This is a genomic window from Inquilinus sp. Marseille-Q2685 (assembly GCF_916619195.1).
Taxonomy (GTDB): domain Bacteria; phylum Pseudomonadota; class Alphaproteobacteria; order DSM-16000; family Inquilinaceae; genus Inquilinus.
Genome location: NZ_CAKAKL010000013.1, coordinates 13364 through 28101, shown reverse-complemented (window position 1 = coordinate 28101; position 14738 = coordinate 13364). Strand labels below are relative to the sequence as shown.

Genomic DNA, 14738 nt, shown 5'->3' with positions numbered 1-14738 from the left:
CCTGAGCCGGACACCGCCACAGCGGCACGAATCGCCTCGGCCGCGCCAGTGACCGCCCGCGCCCTGTCGGTGCGCGCGCTCACGCATTCCTATGGGGGAGGCGCGCCGGCGGTCGACGATGTCAGCTTCGATGTCCCCGCGGGCGAGATCGCGGCGCTGCTGGGACCGAGCGGCTGCGGCAAATCCACGGTGCTTCGCGCGATAGCCGGCCTGATCCGGCCCGACCGCGGCACCGTCTCGCTGGGATCGACCGACCTGACGGTCCTGTCCGCCCGAGCGCGCGGCATCGGCATGGTGTTCCAGAACTATGCGCTGTTTCCCCATCTGACGGTCGCCGAGAACATTGCCTATCCGCTGGCCTGCCAGCATGTGCCGCGAGCCGAACGGCGCACCAGGGTCGCCGAACTGCTTGCGCTGATCCGTCTCGATGGCTTTGGCCGCCGCCTGCCGCGCGAGCTGTCGGGCGGCCAGCAGCAACGCGTGGCCGTCGCGCGTGCGCTCGCGTCCCGTCCGTCGCTGCTGCTGCTCGACGAGCCATTCGGGGCGCTGGACCGGGCGCTGCGCTTCGACCTCCAGGTCGAGATGCTGCGCCTGCAGAAATCGCTCGGCATCACCACGCTGATCGTCACCCACGACCAGGAGGAAGCGCAGAGCCTGGCGACCCGGCTGGTCCTCATGAACCGAGGACGCGTCGAACAGATCGACAGCCCGACGGTCGTCTACGACCGTCCGAGGACCCTTTTCGTCAACAGCTTCATCGGCCACGCAAGCCGGCTTCCGGGCGTTGTCGAATCCTCCCGCAGCGGAGAGGGCGCGATCAGGCTTTCGACAGGCGATGTCCTCCTGCTGAGCCGCGAGCTCTCCTTCATCCCCGGTGCCCCCGTGGTCGTCACCTGCCGGCCGGAAGACGTGCGCCTCCTTGCCAACCCCGGGCCGGCGGCGATCGAGGCCCGGCTCACCGTTTCCGTTCCGCTCGGGCCCACCCTGGTCCACGACCTCCAGCTCGTCGACGGAACGGAGATCCGCGCCACCGAGATGCGCGGCGCGACAGGCAGCCCGGCCGTTCCAGGCGGCCGGGTCTACGTCCAGATCGACACCGACCGGTGTCATGTCTTCCCCCGCGACACCGGCAACTGACCCAACAGGAGAGGTGCCCCCATGACCGAGTTCGGATTGAGCAGACGCGGCTTCGGGATCCTGGCGGCAGGCATCGCTGCGGCCGCACTGCTGCCCGCCAGGGCACGCGCCGCCGGCCGGCTCGTCGCGGCGACGTTTCCCGGCAGCTGGGAGGATGCCTATCGGCGCGTGCTGACGCCGCTCGTTTCGTCGGCCGGCTACGACCTCACCATCGCGCCCGCCCTGGCGCAGGACCAGCTGGCGAAGATCCAGGCCAGCCCGGGCCATCCGGCTTACGACACGCTTCTGATGTCGCCCGGGCAGGGTGCGGTCGCGATCGAGAACGGGCTGATCCAGAAGATCGATCCCAGCAGGCTTTCCAACTGGAGCATGCTCGATCCCGCCTTCCAGGGAGAATACGGCCCGACCGTGACCGTCGAGGTCAACGGCATCGCCTACAATCCCGATATCGTGCCGAAGCCCGCCGGGTATCGCGACCTGTTCGAGAACCCGGCCTATGCCGGCAAGGTGTCCTGGACCGGATTCGGGTCGAACACCGCGGTCATGGCCTACACCCAGCTGGCGAAGATCTTCGGCTCGGGGCCGGAGGACATGGACGCGGTCTTCAAGCTGTTCAAGGACCACCCCGAGAACCTCAGGAACGTCGTCGACAGCACCAACCACCAGATGACGCTCTATCAGCAGGGCGAAATCGCCGTGTTCATGTGCTCGACCAACAATGTGGCGCGCCTGAAGGCGCTGGGCCTGGCGGCGGAGTTCGCCCATCCCGAGACGGGGTCCCCGGCCGCGCCGGTCAACATCCACCTGGCCAAAGGGTCGGCGAATGTCGACGCGGCCTATGCCTATATGGATGCGGCGATCTCGAAGGCTGCCCAGGACATCCTGAAGATGCCGCCGACGGAGATGTTCCCGACCAACAGGGATGTCGGGCTGACGCCCGGCATCGAGGCCTATGTCACGCGCGAGCAGGTCGCTTCGCTGGTCTATCCGGACTGGTCGCTGATCAACAGGAACCGCGCCGCCTGGATCAGGGCGTTCGACACGCTGGTGGCGGGGGGATGACGGCGATGAGATCGAGCGGCGTTCCGTATCTCCTCCCGATGCTTCTGCTTTCGGTGGTGTTCTTCGCGACGCCGCTCGCTCTGCTCATGGCCTACAGCTTGTCCGGCACGACCGGCGTCTCGTTCGACAACTACGCGGCGTTCCTCGGCGATCCGTTCAATTTCCGCGTGCTCATGAACACCATCAGGCTCGGAGTCCTGACCGTCCTCGGAACGACCCTGCTCGGGATTCCGATCGCGCTGCTCTACTGGCACAGCCGGCCCCGGGCGCGGCAGGTCATCATCTTTTTGTCACTGGTGCCGATGCTGACGAGCAACATCGTCCGGACCTTTGCGTGGATCGTCATTCTCGGCCGCCAGGGGCCGATCAGCCACGCCCTGCTCGGCCTTGGCTTCACCGGACAACCCATCAGCCTGATGTTCACGGAGCTGGGGCTGGTGCTGACCATGTGCCAGATCGACCTGCCGCTGATCATCCTGCCCCTCATCGCGGTGCTGTCGCGCGTCGACAGACAGTTGACCGACGCCGCCGAAGTGTCTGGGGCCGGGCCGTGGCGGGTGTTTCTGACCGTGCTGCTTCCGCTCATGCTGCCCGGCCTGCTCGCCGGCTGGATCCTGGTCTTCGCCAGCACCAGCGCATCCTTCGTGACCCAGGCGGTGATCGGCGGCGCCCGCAACGTCTATGTGCCGCAGCTCATCTACCGCGAGGTGGGGGTGCTGTTCGACTGGCCCTTGGCGTCCGCGATCGCGGTCGTCCTTCTGCTGTCCACCGGCACCCTTCTTCTGGCGCTCTCCGCAATCGCCCGCCATCGGAGGCTCGTCGGTCATGCGTGAAGCGGCCTCGACCTTTCTCTATCGGGCGTTCGTCTACGGCATCGGCGGGCTGGCCATGCTCTTTCTGATCGCGCCGATCGTCATCGCCCTGGTGATGTCCTTCACGGCCGGCCAGACGCTCCAGTTTCCGCCGCAAGGGCTTTCCCTGCGCTGGTACGCGGCCCTTCTCGACCCGGTGGCGTCGGCGACGGAGCACATCGCCGCGTTCAATTCGCTGAAGATCGCCGGCCTCGCGGTGGTCGGTTCGCTGCTGTTCGCCGTGCCCGCCGCCATCGGCATGGCCCGCATCCGGGGCCGGGCGGCCAACCTCACCGAACCGCTGCTCCTGGCGCCGCTGGTGCTGCCCAGCCTCGTCTATGGGCTCGCGGCACTGGTCGTATCCGGTCTCCTCGGCGTCCAGCCGTCGCTTTGGCTCACCGTCGCCGGCCATATCGTGGTGTTCGGGCCGCTGATGTATCGCGCGACGGCTGTCATTGCGCAGGGAATGGACCCGTCGCTGCAGGAGGCATCGACCACCCTGGGGGCGACGCCGCTGACGACGCTGCGGCGCGTGACCCTGCCGCTGCTGGTTCCGGGCATCCTGGCCGGCGCCTTCCTGGTGTTCATCCAGTCGCTCGACAATGTCTCGGTCTCGCTCTTTCTCGCCGATGCGCGCACCACGGTTCTGCCGCTTCGGATGTTCGCGATGATCGAGGAATCCCTCGATGTCCGCGTCGCCGCGATGTCCGGCGTCCTGATCGCCGTGACGTTCGTCGTCGTGCTCGTCGGCCGCAAGCTCTTCGGCCCGTCCCGCTAACGCCAGTTGCGCCATCCGCCGGCGCATGAAACAGGACTATCGCATCGTGACCATGAACAGAACTCCGGCATCCGGTCGCCGGATCGAATCCCTGCTCGCCGATTTCGAACCCGATTTCGAGTTCAGCCCGCCCTTGCCGCTGCCGGACGAGGAGTTCGCGGAACGGGTGCGCCGCATCCGCCGCGAGGCGGTGCTGGCCGAGCACGATGCGCTGATCGTCCACACCGATATGGTCGGCTGGTTCCACACCTCGAACGCCTATCTGCGCTACGTCTGCGACTGGATGCGCGAAGGCGTGCTGATCATTCCGACCGACAGCGACAAGGAGATGGTGCTGCTGTCGTTCTTCACCCAGTCGGTCATCCTGCCGCCGGGCGGTGAACCGGTCGGCGTGGACCGGATCTGGCAGATCGGCGCGATCGGCCGCGAATATGCCGACCGGCCGGGCTCGTCGACGGCAAAGACCGCTGAAGCCGCTGCGAAGATTCTGACCGATCTCGGATTGTCCACCGGCCAGATCGGCCGGCTCGGCGACCGGACCAGCTCATCCCTGTTCGGCCATCTGGACGATCTGATGCCGAAGGCGAAATTCGTCTCCGACAATCCGATCATCGATCGCATGCAGAAGATCCGCTCGCCCCGCGAAATCGAGATGGTCCGGGCGGCCGCGCAGCTGATCTCCATCGGCACCCAGGCCGCCTATCATGTCATCCGTCCCGGCGTGACCGACGCCGAGATCTATGCGGCCTTCACCTTCGCCCAGCTGGCCCGCGGCGGCGAGACCGGCGACGGCTACCAGATCGGCATCAACCAGTACGGCACGCATTGCGGCAAGCCTTATGGCCGCGTGGTGCGCCCCGGCGACCTGATCAACCTCTATGTCTCCAACGTCACCTATCAGGGCTACACGGCGCAGACCGCGCGCATGATCGCAGTGGGCGAAATCACGGCACGGCAGGAGAAGGTGCTCGCCGCCTGCACGGAAGGCGTCAGGCGCGCGGAACGATTGATCCGCCCCGGTGCACTCGTCAGCGACGTCAACAACGCCGCGTTCAGTTCCTACGTCGAGCATGGTCTGCTCACCTCGCCGCATGCGCGCACCATGCCCTACAACTGGCAGGCGGCCGACGACGGCGGTCCGCGGCTCGTGCCCTTGCAATATGTGCCGGACGCCGACTGGGAGGCGCGCGGACGCCGGCTGATGCATGTCTATCCCGCCACCCATGGCCCCCATAATCCGAATCTCGGTCATTCGGTCGGCATGGCGGGCGCGCAGAACAGCTTCAACGTCTCCTCGCACAACCATGACAGGCTCGAGGAAGGAATGGTGTTCGTGCTGCATGCTCAGTGGCTCGAAGCTCAGTCGGCCGGCTGCAATATCGGTGATTGCTACCTCGTCACGTCCGATGGCTTCGAGAACCTCAGCCGCCATACACCGCTCGAAACCTTCCGTGTTCCGGGGTTCCGATGAACGTGTTGGAGAGGCGCGGGCACGCCCATTTCGATTTCGCGGCCCTGACGGAGCGCGAGCGCTACAAGCTGCTGATCGGAACGGTCATTCCCCGGCCGATCGCGCTGGTGACGACCCTGAGCCGTGACGGCCGGCCCAATGCCGGGCCGTTCAGCTTCTTCAACGTGCTCACGCATGACCCGGCGATCGTCGCCATCGGCGTGGAGAACCATGCCGATATGAGCTTCAAGGACACCGCGCGCAACATCCGCGAGACCGGCGAGTTCACCGTGCACATCTGCGACACCGCTCTGGCCGAACGGATGGAGATCTGTGCCATCAAGTTCGGTCCCGAGGTCAATGAGCTGGAGCAAGCCGGCCTTGAGACGACGCCGGGCGAAATGGTCCGCAGCCCAAGGATTCTGGCGGCGCCGGCAGCGCTGGAATGCCGCAGATACATGACCCTTCAGCTCAGCCCGGCGCGTGAGATCATTCTCGGCGAGGTGCTCGGGGTGTTCGTGCGCACCGACGCGGTCGACGCGCGAAGCCTCCATGTCGACCAGCACAAGATGGACGCGATCGGCCGGCTCGGCGGGCACAGCTACGCGCGAACGCAAGACCAGTTCGAGATCAAGACGCTGACCCCCGACCAGTTCCACCACCGCCGAGCATAACGCTGTCTCGCTCGCCCGGCCCATGATTCGACTGCCTCGGTCGTGGCGTGGGGCCGCCCGGCGTCGGCGTCTGGTCTGTGATTGGCTGGTCCCGTGGGAGAGACCTGTCAGGCTGGGATGCACCCTTTCGCCGGGAAGGATTTGGCGGCGTCTCGATCAAGGCGCTCGAGGCGGCGACCGGGCTGACCTCCGGCAGCATCTACAACGCCTATGGCGACAAGGACGGGCTCTACCGGGCCGCCTTCATGGCCACGCTGATCATGACGGCAAAGCTCAACGACATCGATCCGCAGGCGTACCTTGCCGACGTTCTTGCCCGCATCGCGGACACGCCGATTACCAGGCTGGAGCAACTGCTTCCGTGGAACTGGACACCGCCGACTGTCGACGCTCAAGCGGCCTGACCTGCTTCCTAAGTCAAGCGGTCAACAGATCTACCAATCTCAGCTAACGCGTGAAGGCGTTTTGCAGGAGTGCCGGCGGCAGCACGCCGGAGCTATGTTGTCCATTCAGGTGCATCATCCGACCGTAGCGAGCTGGAGACACACCCGCGTATCGGGCAAAGGCGACGCTGAAAGTACTGGACGAACTGTAACCAACGCGTTCAGCGACTTGATCCAAGCCAAGCTCTTGTCCGCGAAGGAGACGTCCGGCCAAAGCCATACGCCACGCCAAAAGGTATTCCATCGGCGGCATGCCCACTGTCCGGCTGAAACGGGCGAAGAAGGCCGAGCGCGACAAAGACGCTTCGAAAGCCAGTCCAGCAACCGTCCAGGGATATTCCGGACGCGCATGGAAGGCGCGCAGCGCGGCTGCAACGCGATCATCGGCAAGACCGCGAGCCAAGCCCGGCGGCGCATTCTGTATCTCACCACCGCATCGCAATGCCTCGATCAGCAATACCTCCAGCAGCCGTTCGAGCACAAGTTCGCGTGCCGGTCGATGCGCAAGGGTCTCGTCGCCGACCAATTGCGTCAGCGTCGCGAGCCGCGGCTCTCCGCGCGCAAGGACGACATGTGGAAGCAGCGGCACGAGCAGAGCCACTTCCGGCGAACCGAACGAACAATGCCCGATCCGGATGCGGAGGTTTGGCGGCTCGTCTTCCCGGCCGACACGAAAACAGCCCTTGCCAACCTCGATCGGTTCTCTTGATGTCTCGTCCTGCGGCAAGTCCAGGCTTTCCTTGATCAAGTCGCGCATGGCCGGAACCAGCAGGAAATCCCCGGCCTGCAAGATCAGGGGCGGTTGCCCGTCGACCGTCACACGGCAATGCCCCTCCAGCACCGCGCAGTAAAAAGGATCTCCCGTTCCCTTGCGGCGGAACCTCCAGGAGCCGGCGCACTCAATAAGCTTGGAAAAGCGGGCCGTTGGTTGGAGCAGCGTTACGACTTCGGCGAGAGGATCGGCGGTCATTCAGGACCATTTCAAAAGAAATCAATACCCCGAGCCATATCACGTCCTGGGTGGCTCAGCTAGATTGTCGTCAACATCAACACGCGGAGATTCTTATGCCGGCAATCCTCATCACGGGCTGCTCTTCTGGCTTCGGGCTGGAGACCGCCCGGCTGTTTCTCGATCGTGGCTGGGATGTGGCGGCCACCATGCGAACACCCGACCCCAAGATAATTCCGGCGTCCGAGAGGCTCCGCATCCTACAACTCGACGTCACCGATCCGGCCAGTGTCGCCCGTTCCGTCACCGAGGCTGGTCCGATCGACGTCCTGGTCAACAATGCCGGCTTCGGCGTGCCGTCGCCGGTCGAACTGACCGAACCCAACATGGCGCGCGCCATGTTCGAGACCAACACGCTGGGCACGCTCGCAATGATCCAGGCGGTACTCCCATCGTTTCGTGAGCGCCGGTCGGGTATCATCATCAACATCTCATCGTCGACCACGCTCAAGTCGCAGCCAATGGTCGGCGTATACAGGGCCAGCAAGGCGGCGGTGAACTCCATAACCGAGACGCTGGCCGTGGAAGTGCGCGAGTTTGGTGTGCGCGCCCATCTGGTCATACCGGGGAGCGCACCCGAGACGCGGTTCGGCGACAACGGCATTCCGCATCTGCGGGGCCGCGACAACGCCGACTATGCGCCGATGATCGAGCGCATCGTTGCACACATGCGCAACCAGTCGGGACCGATAACCCACCCGTCGGACGTCGCTGCGGCGATCTGGCGATGTGCCACGGATCCAGCATCGCCATTCCGCCTCGCCGCAGGACGCGATGCGGAAGCCTTGATGGCGGAGGCGGAATAAACTGCTTGCGTCAACTTAGCTCGCCATTCGCAGATTGATTTCGGACAGAGATGTGGCGGGCGCCACCGCCCCGGCCCCCGCCCAGTGTGTTCGGGGGAACTCGTCTGCCCTGGGGAGCGGAGTGCATGAGTGGTTTCGAGAGTCCCGCGGTTGGCCCGGCTGACTGGGAAGGGGCACCTCCGGTCATGTCCGCTCTCCGGCGCCCGCTGCGACGGCCGGCTGGGGGTGCCTTCGCCGGGCTGGGTTGGCCGGAAAGGGCTGGAAGCCTATGGCCTTGAGTGCTGTCCGGTATCAAGGCGCCGACGTGATAACCGGATATGGCGCTCTCCAGTCCGATGAACTGACCGCGCGTGGGGATGAGGACGGCTTCTCGGGGGCTGGCCTCCCGACGCACGCTGATGGGTTGACTCTGGATTTAAATTGATCATTCTAGAATGGTCATTTCAAATCGAGTGCCGTGATGGCTCGAACGCGATCATTCGACGAGGGGCATGTCCTGTGGGCGGCGATGGATGCCTTTCGCCGGGAAGGATTTGGCGGCGTCTCGATCAAGGCGCTCGAGGCGGCGACCGGGCTGACCTCCGGCAGCATCTACAACGCCTATGGCGACAAGGACGGGCTCTACCGGGCCGCCTTCAACCACTACATCGACGCCGTCATCCGTCGCAGGCTCGAAACCTATGCCGGCGAAGCCGCCGGCCTCGACGGACTCGAGCAGCTGTTCCTGTCGATGCTGTGCTCTCCCGAGGCCGATAGCCACGGCTGCCTTCTGACCAACGCTGCGGTCGAGTTCGGCGCCCGGCCCTCGGTCGCGACCGACGGGGTGCGGGACGGCTTCGCCCTGCTCGAGCAAGGGATGCGACGAGTGCTGGAGCGCGAGATCGCCGGTGATCGCGTCGACCTGGTCGTCACGCGGCTCCTTCTTCTCTACCAGGGAATTCTCGTGCTGGTCCGCGCCGGGCGCGACGTCGCGGCCTGCGTAGATGTGATCCACGCCGAATTCAACCAGCTCCGCGAGATGCGATCATGACGGATATGTCCCGCAGGAGGGTCCTCGCCGGCATCGGCGCGGCCCTCACGGCCCCGCTCGTTCCCGCTTTCGGCGACCAGGCCGCCATGCCGCCGGTCCGCATGATCGAGGCCAACGGCATCCGCATGGCCGTGTACGAGGCAGGGGCCGGGCCGGCGGTCGTGCTCCTGCATGGCTTCCCGGAGCTCGCCTTTTCCTGGCGGCACCAGATCCCGGCGCTCGCGGCCGCGGGCTATCGCGTCATCGCGCCGGACATGCGCGGCTACGGTCTGACCGACCGGCCGGCCCGTGTCGAGGACTACGACCTGGCGCATCTGACCGGCGACCTGGTCGGGCTGCTCGACGCTCTCGACATCGAGCGGGCGGTGTTCATGGGGCATGATTGGGGCGGCCTGGTGGCCTGGCAGATGCCGCTCTTCCACGAGAGCCGCGTCGCCGGCGTGATCGGCGTGAACACCCCCTTCGTCCCGCATGAGATGCTCTGGCTGCATCCCGACCTGATCCGGGACCTGATGCCTCCGGGCAAGTCGTTCGTCCCGGATCCGCACGAGGATCCGATCGTCCAGATGCGCCGGGTCTACAGCCCCGATATGTACGTGCTGATGTTCCAGGATGGGGATCTCGGCGACAGGCTGATGGCCCGCGACGTGCGCCGCACCTTCCGGACGGTCATGCGCAAGGATGTGATCAGCCGTGCGGCGTACATGAAGCTGCCGCGCGAGGCGCGTCACATGACATTCCTCACGCCGCTTGGGGCTCCCGAGCCGGAAACGCTGCCCGGGAAGCCGATCCTCACCCCCGAGGAGCTCGACGTCTATGTGCGCAGCTTCGAGCGGACCGGCTTCACGCCCGGCATCAACTGGTACCGCAACCTGTCGCGGAACTGGCAGGCCGGCCTTGCGGTCGACCAGACCGTCCGGGTGCCCTCGCTGATGATCAGCGCGGAGGACGACGTGGTGCTCACCCCCGCCATGGCGGACGGGATGGAGGCCTGCGTCCCCGACCTGGAGAAGCACGTCATCGCCGGTTGCGGGCATTGGACGCCGCAGGAGAGGCCGGCGGAGCTCAACGCGCTGGCCGTCAGCTGGCTGAATCGGCGTTTCCCTGCGTGACGTCCCGTCGGCATTGGGGCCGGGAGGAAGCCGCATGAAGATCGGATTCATCGGGGCAGGGGAGATGACCGGAGTGCTGGGCCGGCGCCTGGTCCTGCTCGGGCATGAGGTGCTGATCGGATCCCGCAGTCCGGATAAGGCCCGAAAGATCGCGGCAGCGATCGGCGCCGGTCGCGCCGGTTCCTATGACGATGCCGCTGCCTTCGGCGAGATCGTCTTCGTCGCTCTGCACAACAACGCTGTTCTCCCTGCCCTGGCCGGCGTCGCGCCTGGCTTGCTGGCCGGCAAGATCCTGGTCGACTGCAACAATCCCGTCGATCCGCCGGATTTCGAGAACCGCTACGGATCCGCCGGTTCGCTCGCCGAGGACATCGCCCGGGCGGTTCCCACGGCGCGGGTCGTGAAGGCCTTCAACACGATCTACGCCGAGCTCATCGAGAGCGACATGCCGCTTCCGGGCGGAGCGCCGATCAACCTCTTCATCGCCGGGGACGATCCTGCGGCCAAATCGGCGATCGACGCCATCGGCCGGCAGCTCGGCTATGCCGTTGTCGACGCTGGAGGCCTGCGCAAGGCGCGCCATCTGGAGAACCTGGCGGCCTTCGAAATCGATATCGTCTTCGGCCGAGGGTTTGCGCCCTATGTCGCGCTCACCCTCTCGGCGGGCCGGGCGGTCGGTCAAGTCGTCGATGACGCAGCGACGACGCCGGAAACTGGCTGACCGCGGCACGTCCGCTTCCAGACGTGAACACGATGACTGCTTTTTGGGCCCGCGTGCGATGGCTGCTATGGACCGGATGCGTCCTGAGCTCTGCCCTAAGGTCCGGTCGTCACCCTTTCCGGCCACGCGGCAGGGCGACGCCGTGGTTCCTCGTATCGCTTCCCGCCCCTTGCAGCCACGGCTCTTGTCTGTCCGGAACCGCGATCAGTCTCTACGCCGGAAACAGGTGCTTCGCCATGAAATCCACGAACACCCGCAGCTTCGGCGCGGGGTAGCGGCTCGACGGCCACAGCAGGCGGAACGCGCCCTCATGCGCGGTGTGGTCGGCCAGCACCACCGCCAGCCGGCCGTCCTCGACCTGGCGGCGGATGGCGAAGTCGGGCAGGCAGGCGATGCCCAGCCCCTGTTCGGCCAGGGCGATCAGCGGCTCGATCGTGTTCGCGACCGCCGTGCTCGACAGGGCAATGTCCCTGCCGCCGCGCAGCGGCCAGGGCTCGAACTTGCCGCTGGTGGCGAAGCGGTGCTGCAGGCAGGCATGGCCGGCCAACTCCTCCGGCGTCCGCGGCACGCCGCGGCGCTCGAGATAGGAGGGCGCGGCCACGAGCTGCAGCCGGAACACGCCCAGGAAGCGGCTCATCAGGCGGGAATCGCTCACCTCGCCGGCGCGGATCACGGCGTCGAAGCCCTCCTCGATCACATCGACCAGCCGGTCGGTGAAGTCCAGGTCCAGCTCGATCTCGGGATAGGCGCGCATGAAGGCGCCCAGCGTCGGCATCATCAGCATGCCGGCCAGCGGCAGGCTGACGCGCAGCCGGCCGCGCGGCGCGCCCCGGGTCTGCGCCAGCTCGGTCTCCGCGCTCTCGATCTCGCTGAAGATCCGACGGCAGCGCTCCAGGAACAGCGCGCCTTCCGGCGTCAGCGTCACCGAGCGGGTCGAGCGGTGCAGCAGGCGCACGCCCAGCCGCTCTTCCAGCCGCGCCACCGCCTTGCCGACGGCGGAGGAGGAGACGCCGAGCTGCCGCCCCGCCGCGGTGAAGCTGCGGGCGTCGGCCGCCCGGACGAAGGCGTCGAGCGCGCCGAGGCTGTCGGTGTGCCGCATCGTCATTCCGGACATCAGTCTCTCAAGTGTCCGGAACTATAGCCCAGTTCTCCGGAATGCGCGGCGGCCTCACATTCTCGGCAGTTCCCGACACGAGGAGGCAAGGATGGACGCCCCGCAGCATCACGACCGGTTCCCGTATTCGGCCATCGTCGACCGGCCGCCGCTGCGCTGGCCGAACGGTGCCCGGGTGGCGGTCTGGGTGGTCCCGAACATCGAGCATTTCCTGTTCGACCGGCCGTCGAGCTCGATCAACCCGCACACCGCCGGCCTCGTCCCGGACGTGCTGAACTATTCCTGGCGCGACTACGGCGTCCGGGTCGGCATCTGGCGGCTGATGGAGGTGATGGAGAAGCACGGCTTCAAGGGCACGGTGGCGCTCAACTCCGACGTCGTCCGGCACTATCCCCGCATCATCGAGGCGGGGCAGGCGCTGGGCTGGGAGTGGATGGGCCACGGCATGACCAACTCGACGCTGATCCACGCCCAGCCGGAGGAGGAGGAGCGGGAGATCGTGCGCGGCGTCGTCGACACGATCGAACGGGCCACCGGCCGGCGGCCCCGCGGCTGGCTCAGCCCGGCGCTGACGGAATCGCACCGCACGCTCGACCTCCTGGCCGAGGCCGGCATCGACTACGTCGCCAACTGGGTCAATGACGAGCAGCCCTATCCGATGCGGGTGAAGTCGGGGTCGATGCTGTCGCTGCCCTATTCGATCGAGATCAACGACTTCAACGCCTTCCTCTTCCAGGGCCAGACCGGCGAGCAGTTCGCGCAGACCATCCGCGACCAGTTCGACGTCCTCTACGAGGACGGCGCCGCGACCGGCCGGGTGATGGGCATCGCCCTGCACCCGTTCCTGATCGGCCATCCGCACCGGGCCCGGCACTTCGCCGCGGCGCTCGCGCACATCGCCGCGCATGACGGCGTCTGGCTGGCCACCGGCAGCGAGATCGCCGACTGGTACCGGAAGGCCCGTGCGGAAGCCTAGCCGGCGGCGGCCATGGCCGGTTCCCGGCCCGGCAGCGCGCGGGGCAGGTCGGTCTCCGCCAGCGTCCTGACGGCGCCGGCGGCCAGGGCGTGGAGCGGCTTGCGCTGCCGGGTCGCCAGGACGACGGCCGCGCCGGCCGCGGCCCCCATGATCATCCAGTGCGGCTCCATCCTCAGGCTGGCGAAGGCGACATGGGTGGCGGAGGCGGCGACCGGGACCAGGAGGTTGGAGGCTTCCTCCGCCTTCGGCAGCAGCATGCCGTAGCGGATGCCGTAGCGGTCGCATTTGCCGAAGATCATGCCTTCCCGGACCGCCCGCTCCCCGTCGGCGGTCACCGTCCACTGGATCGGCTTGCAGTCCAGCGGATAGCGGCCGATCCCGATATCGGCCGCCGGATCCAGCCTGGCGCCCAGCACGTCGTGCTCCGTCAGGGTATCGGCCCCCCGCAGGCGGCGGCCTTCGCGGACATACAGCATCGGCGGCCAGCCGTCGGTCCCGTGATACTCGTCGCGGCAGAAGCCGAACTCCGAGAAGAACCGCCGCGTCTCCTCGGGAACGCTCTCGTCGGTCCGGATGAAGTGCAGGATCCTGGCCGTATAGTCGCGATAGATGGCGGCGATCCGCTGGCGGCCGGCCGGGCCGGAGTTGAGCCAGTCCATGCCGGCGAGCGGCAGGTTGATCGGCGCCGCATGCCCGGAATTCATGTCGTATTTGCCGCCCTGCAGCCGGGCGAGGTTGAAGAAGATCGAATTGAAGGTGGTGCCGTGGACGATGGCGACGGCGCCGGCGCCCTGTCTCCGGCCCGACAGGGCCAGCCGCCGGAACAGCTCCATATCGGCCCGGTCGTAGCGGTCGGGCTCGGGGATCGGCATCCGGTTGTCGGGATTGCGGGTCAGCGTCAGCCGATAGCAGAAGGCCTGCAGCCGCGAATCCCCGCCGCCCAGCCTGACGCCGTCGGGCGGCAGCAGGAACGGCAGCAGCTGTCCCCGGTCGTTCCGGGCCGGGATCGGTTCGTCGAGGGGGGCGGGCAGCATGCGGCCGAGCCTGCGGCGCCCCGCCAGGCTCTCGCCATAGGCGTCGGCGCTCTCGCGGCCGACGGCGTGGGACACCCTGGCCAGCGGCAGCAGGTCCCCCTCATAGGTCGCGTCGATCCAGAAGGCGGACCAGATGGTGTCGCCGTCCTCGAGCGTCGCGTGGCTGAGGGCCGGGCCGGACTTGACGACCGACGCGATCCGGATCCCGGTCCTGACCTCCGCGCCGGCCTCGGCCAGCAGGCCCCGGAAGATCCCGCCCAGGACATGCGGCTCGGCCCTGAACTCGACGTCCTCGCTGCCATAGGCCGCGCCGGCCCGCCGGAAGACCTCCCGGGATGCCCCGCGGAGGATGGCGCCGCTGCCGATGATGTCGGTCGCGTTCAGCCCGCTGGTCATCAGGCCGCCGATATGGGCCGTCGGCTCGATCACCAGGACCCGCAGTCCGAGCTTTCCCATCAGGCTGGCGGCGACGATGCCGGACGGGGTGGCGCCATACACGACCGAATCATAATATTTCACGGAAATCCTCCATCCCGGTGCT

Annotated in this window: 15 protein-coding genes; 12 read left to right on the top strand and 3 right to left on the bottom strand. The window is 66.9% G+C overall.

What is annotated here, in order from left to right:
* Positions 1 to 48 precede the first annotated feature (48 nt).
* The 7 genes from LG391_RS32625 to LG391_RS35100 are packed head-to-tail and all read left to right on the top strand — an operon-like array spanning position 49 to position 6356.
* The gene (locus tag LG391_RS32625; RefSeq protein WP_225773006.1) at positions 49 to 1137 is read left to right on the top strand and encodes an ABC transporter ATP-binding protein; all 1089 of its coding nucleotides are present in this window, start codon (positions 49 to 51) and stop codon (positions 1135 to 1137) included.
* A gap of 21 nt (positions 1138 to 1158) precedes the next feature.
* Positions 1159 to 2199: an extracellular solute-binding protein gene (locus tag LG391_RS32620; RefSeq protein WP_225773004.1), complete on the top strand. Its 1041-nt coding sequence runs from the start codon at positions 1159 to 1161 to the stop codon at positions 2197 to 2199.
* A gap of 5 nt (positions 2200 to 2204) precedes the next feature.
* A complete protein-coding gene (locus LG391_RS32615) occupies positions 2205 to 3032 on the top strand; it encodes an ABC transporter permease (RefSeq protein WP_225773002.1) in 828 nt (275 codons plus the stop codon).
* A complete protein-coding gene (locus tag LG391_RS32610) occupies positions 3025 to 3828 on the top strand; it encodes an ABC transporter permease (protein WP_225773000.1) in 804 nt (267 codons plus the stop codon). The genes LG391_RS32615 and LG391_RS32610 overlap by 8 nt, the downstream gene beginning before the upstream one ends.
* 25 nt (positions 3829 to 3853) lie before the next feature.
* The gene (locus tag LG391_RS32605; protein ID WP_225772998.1) at positions 3854 to 5299 is read left to right on the top strand and encodes a Xaa-Pro peptidase family protein; all 1446 of its coding nucleotides are present in this window, start codon (positions 3854 to 3856) and stop codon (positions 5297 to 5299) included.
* Positions 5296 to 5952 (top strand): flavin reductase family protein, encoded by a 657-nt coding sequence (locus tag LG391_RS32600; protein WP_225772996.1) that lies wholly within the window; start codon positions 5296 to 5298, stop codon positions 5950 to 5952. Before LG391_RS32605 ends, LG391_RS32600 begins: the two co-directional genes overlap by 4 nt.
* 47 nt (positions 5953 to 5999) lie before the next feature.
* Positions 6000 to 6356 carry a transposase domain-containing protein gene (locus LG391_RS35100; protein ID WP_374200826.1) on the top strand — a complete coding sequence of 119 codons (357 nt, stop codon included), beginning with the start codon at positions 6000 to 6002 and terminating at the stop codon, positions 6354 to 6356.
* Between the two features lie 43 nt (positions 6357 to 6399).
* Here LG391_RS35100 and LG391_RS32590 read toward each other — a convergent pair whose 3' ends face one another.
* Entirely contained in the window at positions 6400 to 7365 is a 966-nt protein-coding gene (locus tag LG391_RS32590) for an AraC family transcriptional regulator (protein WP_225772994.1), read from the bottom strand.
* 95 nt (positions 7366 to 7460) lie between these two features.
* Here LG391_RS32590 and LG391_RS32585 point away from each other — a divergent pair, with 95 nt between their 5' ends.
* The 4 genes from LG391_RS32585 (at position 7461) to LG391_RS32570 (ending at position 11073) form a co-directional block, all read left to right on the top strand.
* Positions 7461 to 8210: an SDR family oxidoreductase gene (locus LG391_RS32585; RefSeq protein WP_225772991.1), complete on the top strand. Its 750-nt coding sequence runs from the start codon at positions 7461 to 7463 to the stop codon at positions 8208 to 8210.
* A 460-nt stretch (positions 8211 to 8670) separates the two neighbouring features.
* Positions 8671 to 9240, top strand: a complete 570-nt coding sequence (locus tag LG391_RS32580; protein WP_225772989.1) for a TetR/AcrR family transcriptional regulator — start codon at positions 8671 to 8673, stop codon at positions 9238 to 9240.
* Entirely contained in the window at positions 9237 to 10352 is a 1116-nt protein-coding gene (locus tag LG391_RS32575) for an alpha/beta fold hydrolase (RefSeq protein ID WP_225772987.1), read from the top strand. The genes LG391_RS32580 and LG391_RS32575 overlap by 4 nt, the downstream gene beginning before the upstream one ends.
* Positions 10353 to 10386: 34 nt before the next feature.
* Positions 10387 to 11073, top strand: a complete 687-nt coding sequence (locus tag LG391_RS32570) for an NADPH-dependent F420 reductase (RefSeq protein ID WP_225772986.1) — start codon at positions 10387 to 10389, stop codon at positions 11071 to 11073.
* A gap of 211 nt (positions 11074 to 11284) precedes the next feature.
* On the opposite strand, the gene LG391_RS32565 is transcribed toward LG391_RS32570, so the two are convergent.
* On the bottom strand, positions 11285 to 12187 hold the full coding sequence (locus tag LG391_RS32565) for a LysR family transcriptional regulator (RefSeq protein ID WP_225772983.1): 903 nt from the start codon (positions 12185 to 12187) through the stop codon (positions 11285 to 11287).
* A 91-nt stretch (positions 12188 to 12278) separates the two neighbouring features.
* Between LG391_RS32565 and LG391_RS32560 the strand changes: the two genes are divergently transcribed.
* A complete protein-coding gene (locus tag LG391_RS32560) occupies positions 12279 to 13163 on the top strand; it encodes a polysaccharide deacetylase family protein (RefSeq protein ID WP_225772981.1) in 885 nt (294 codons plus the stop codon).
* On the opposite strand, the gene LG391_RS32555 is transcribed toward LG391_RS32560, so the two are convergent.
* A complete protein-coding gene (locus LG391_RS32555; protein WP_225772979.1) occupies positions 13160 to 14716 on the bottom strand; it encodes an FAD-dependent oxidoreductase in 1557 nt (518 codons plus the stop codon). The genes LG391_RS32560 and LG391_RS32555 overlap by 4 nt on opposite strands.
* Between the last annotated feature and the right edge of the window lie 22 nt (positions 14717 to 14738).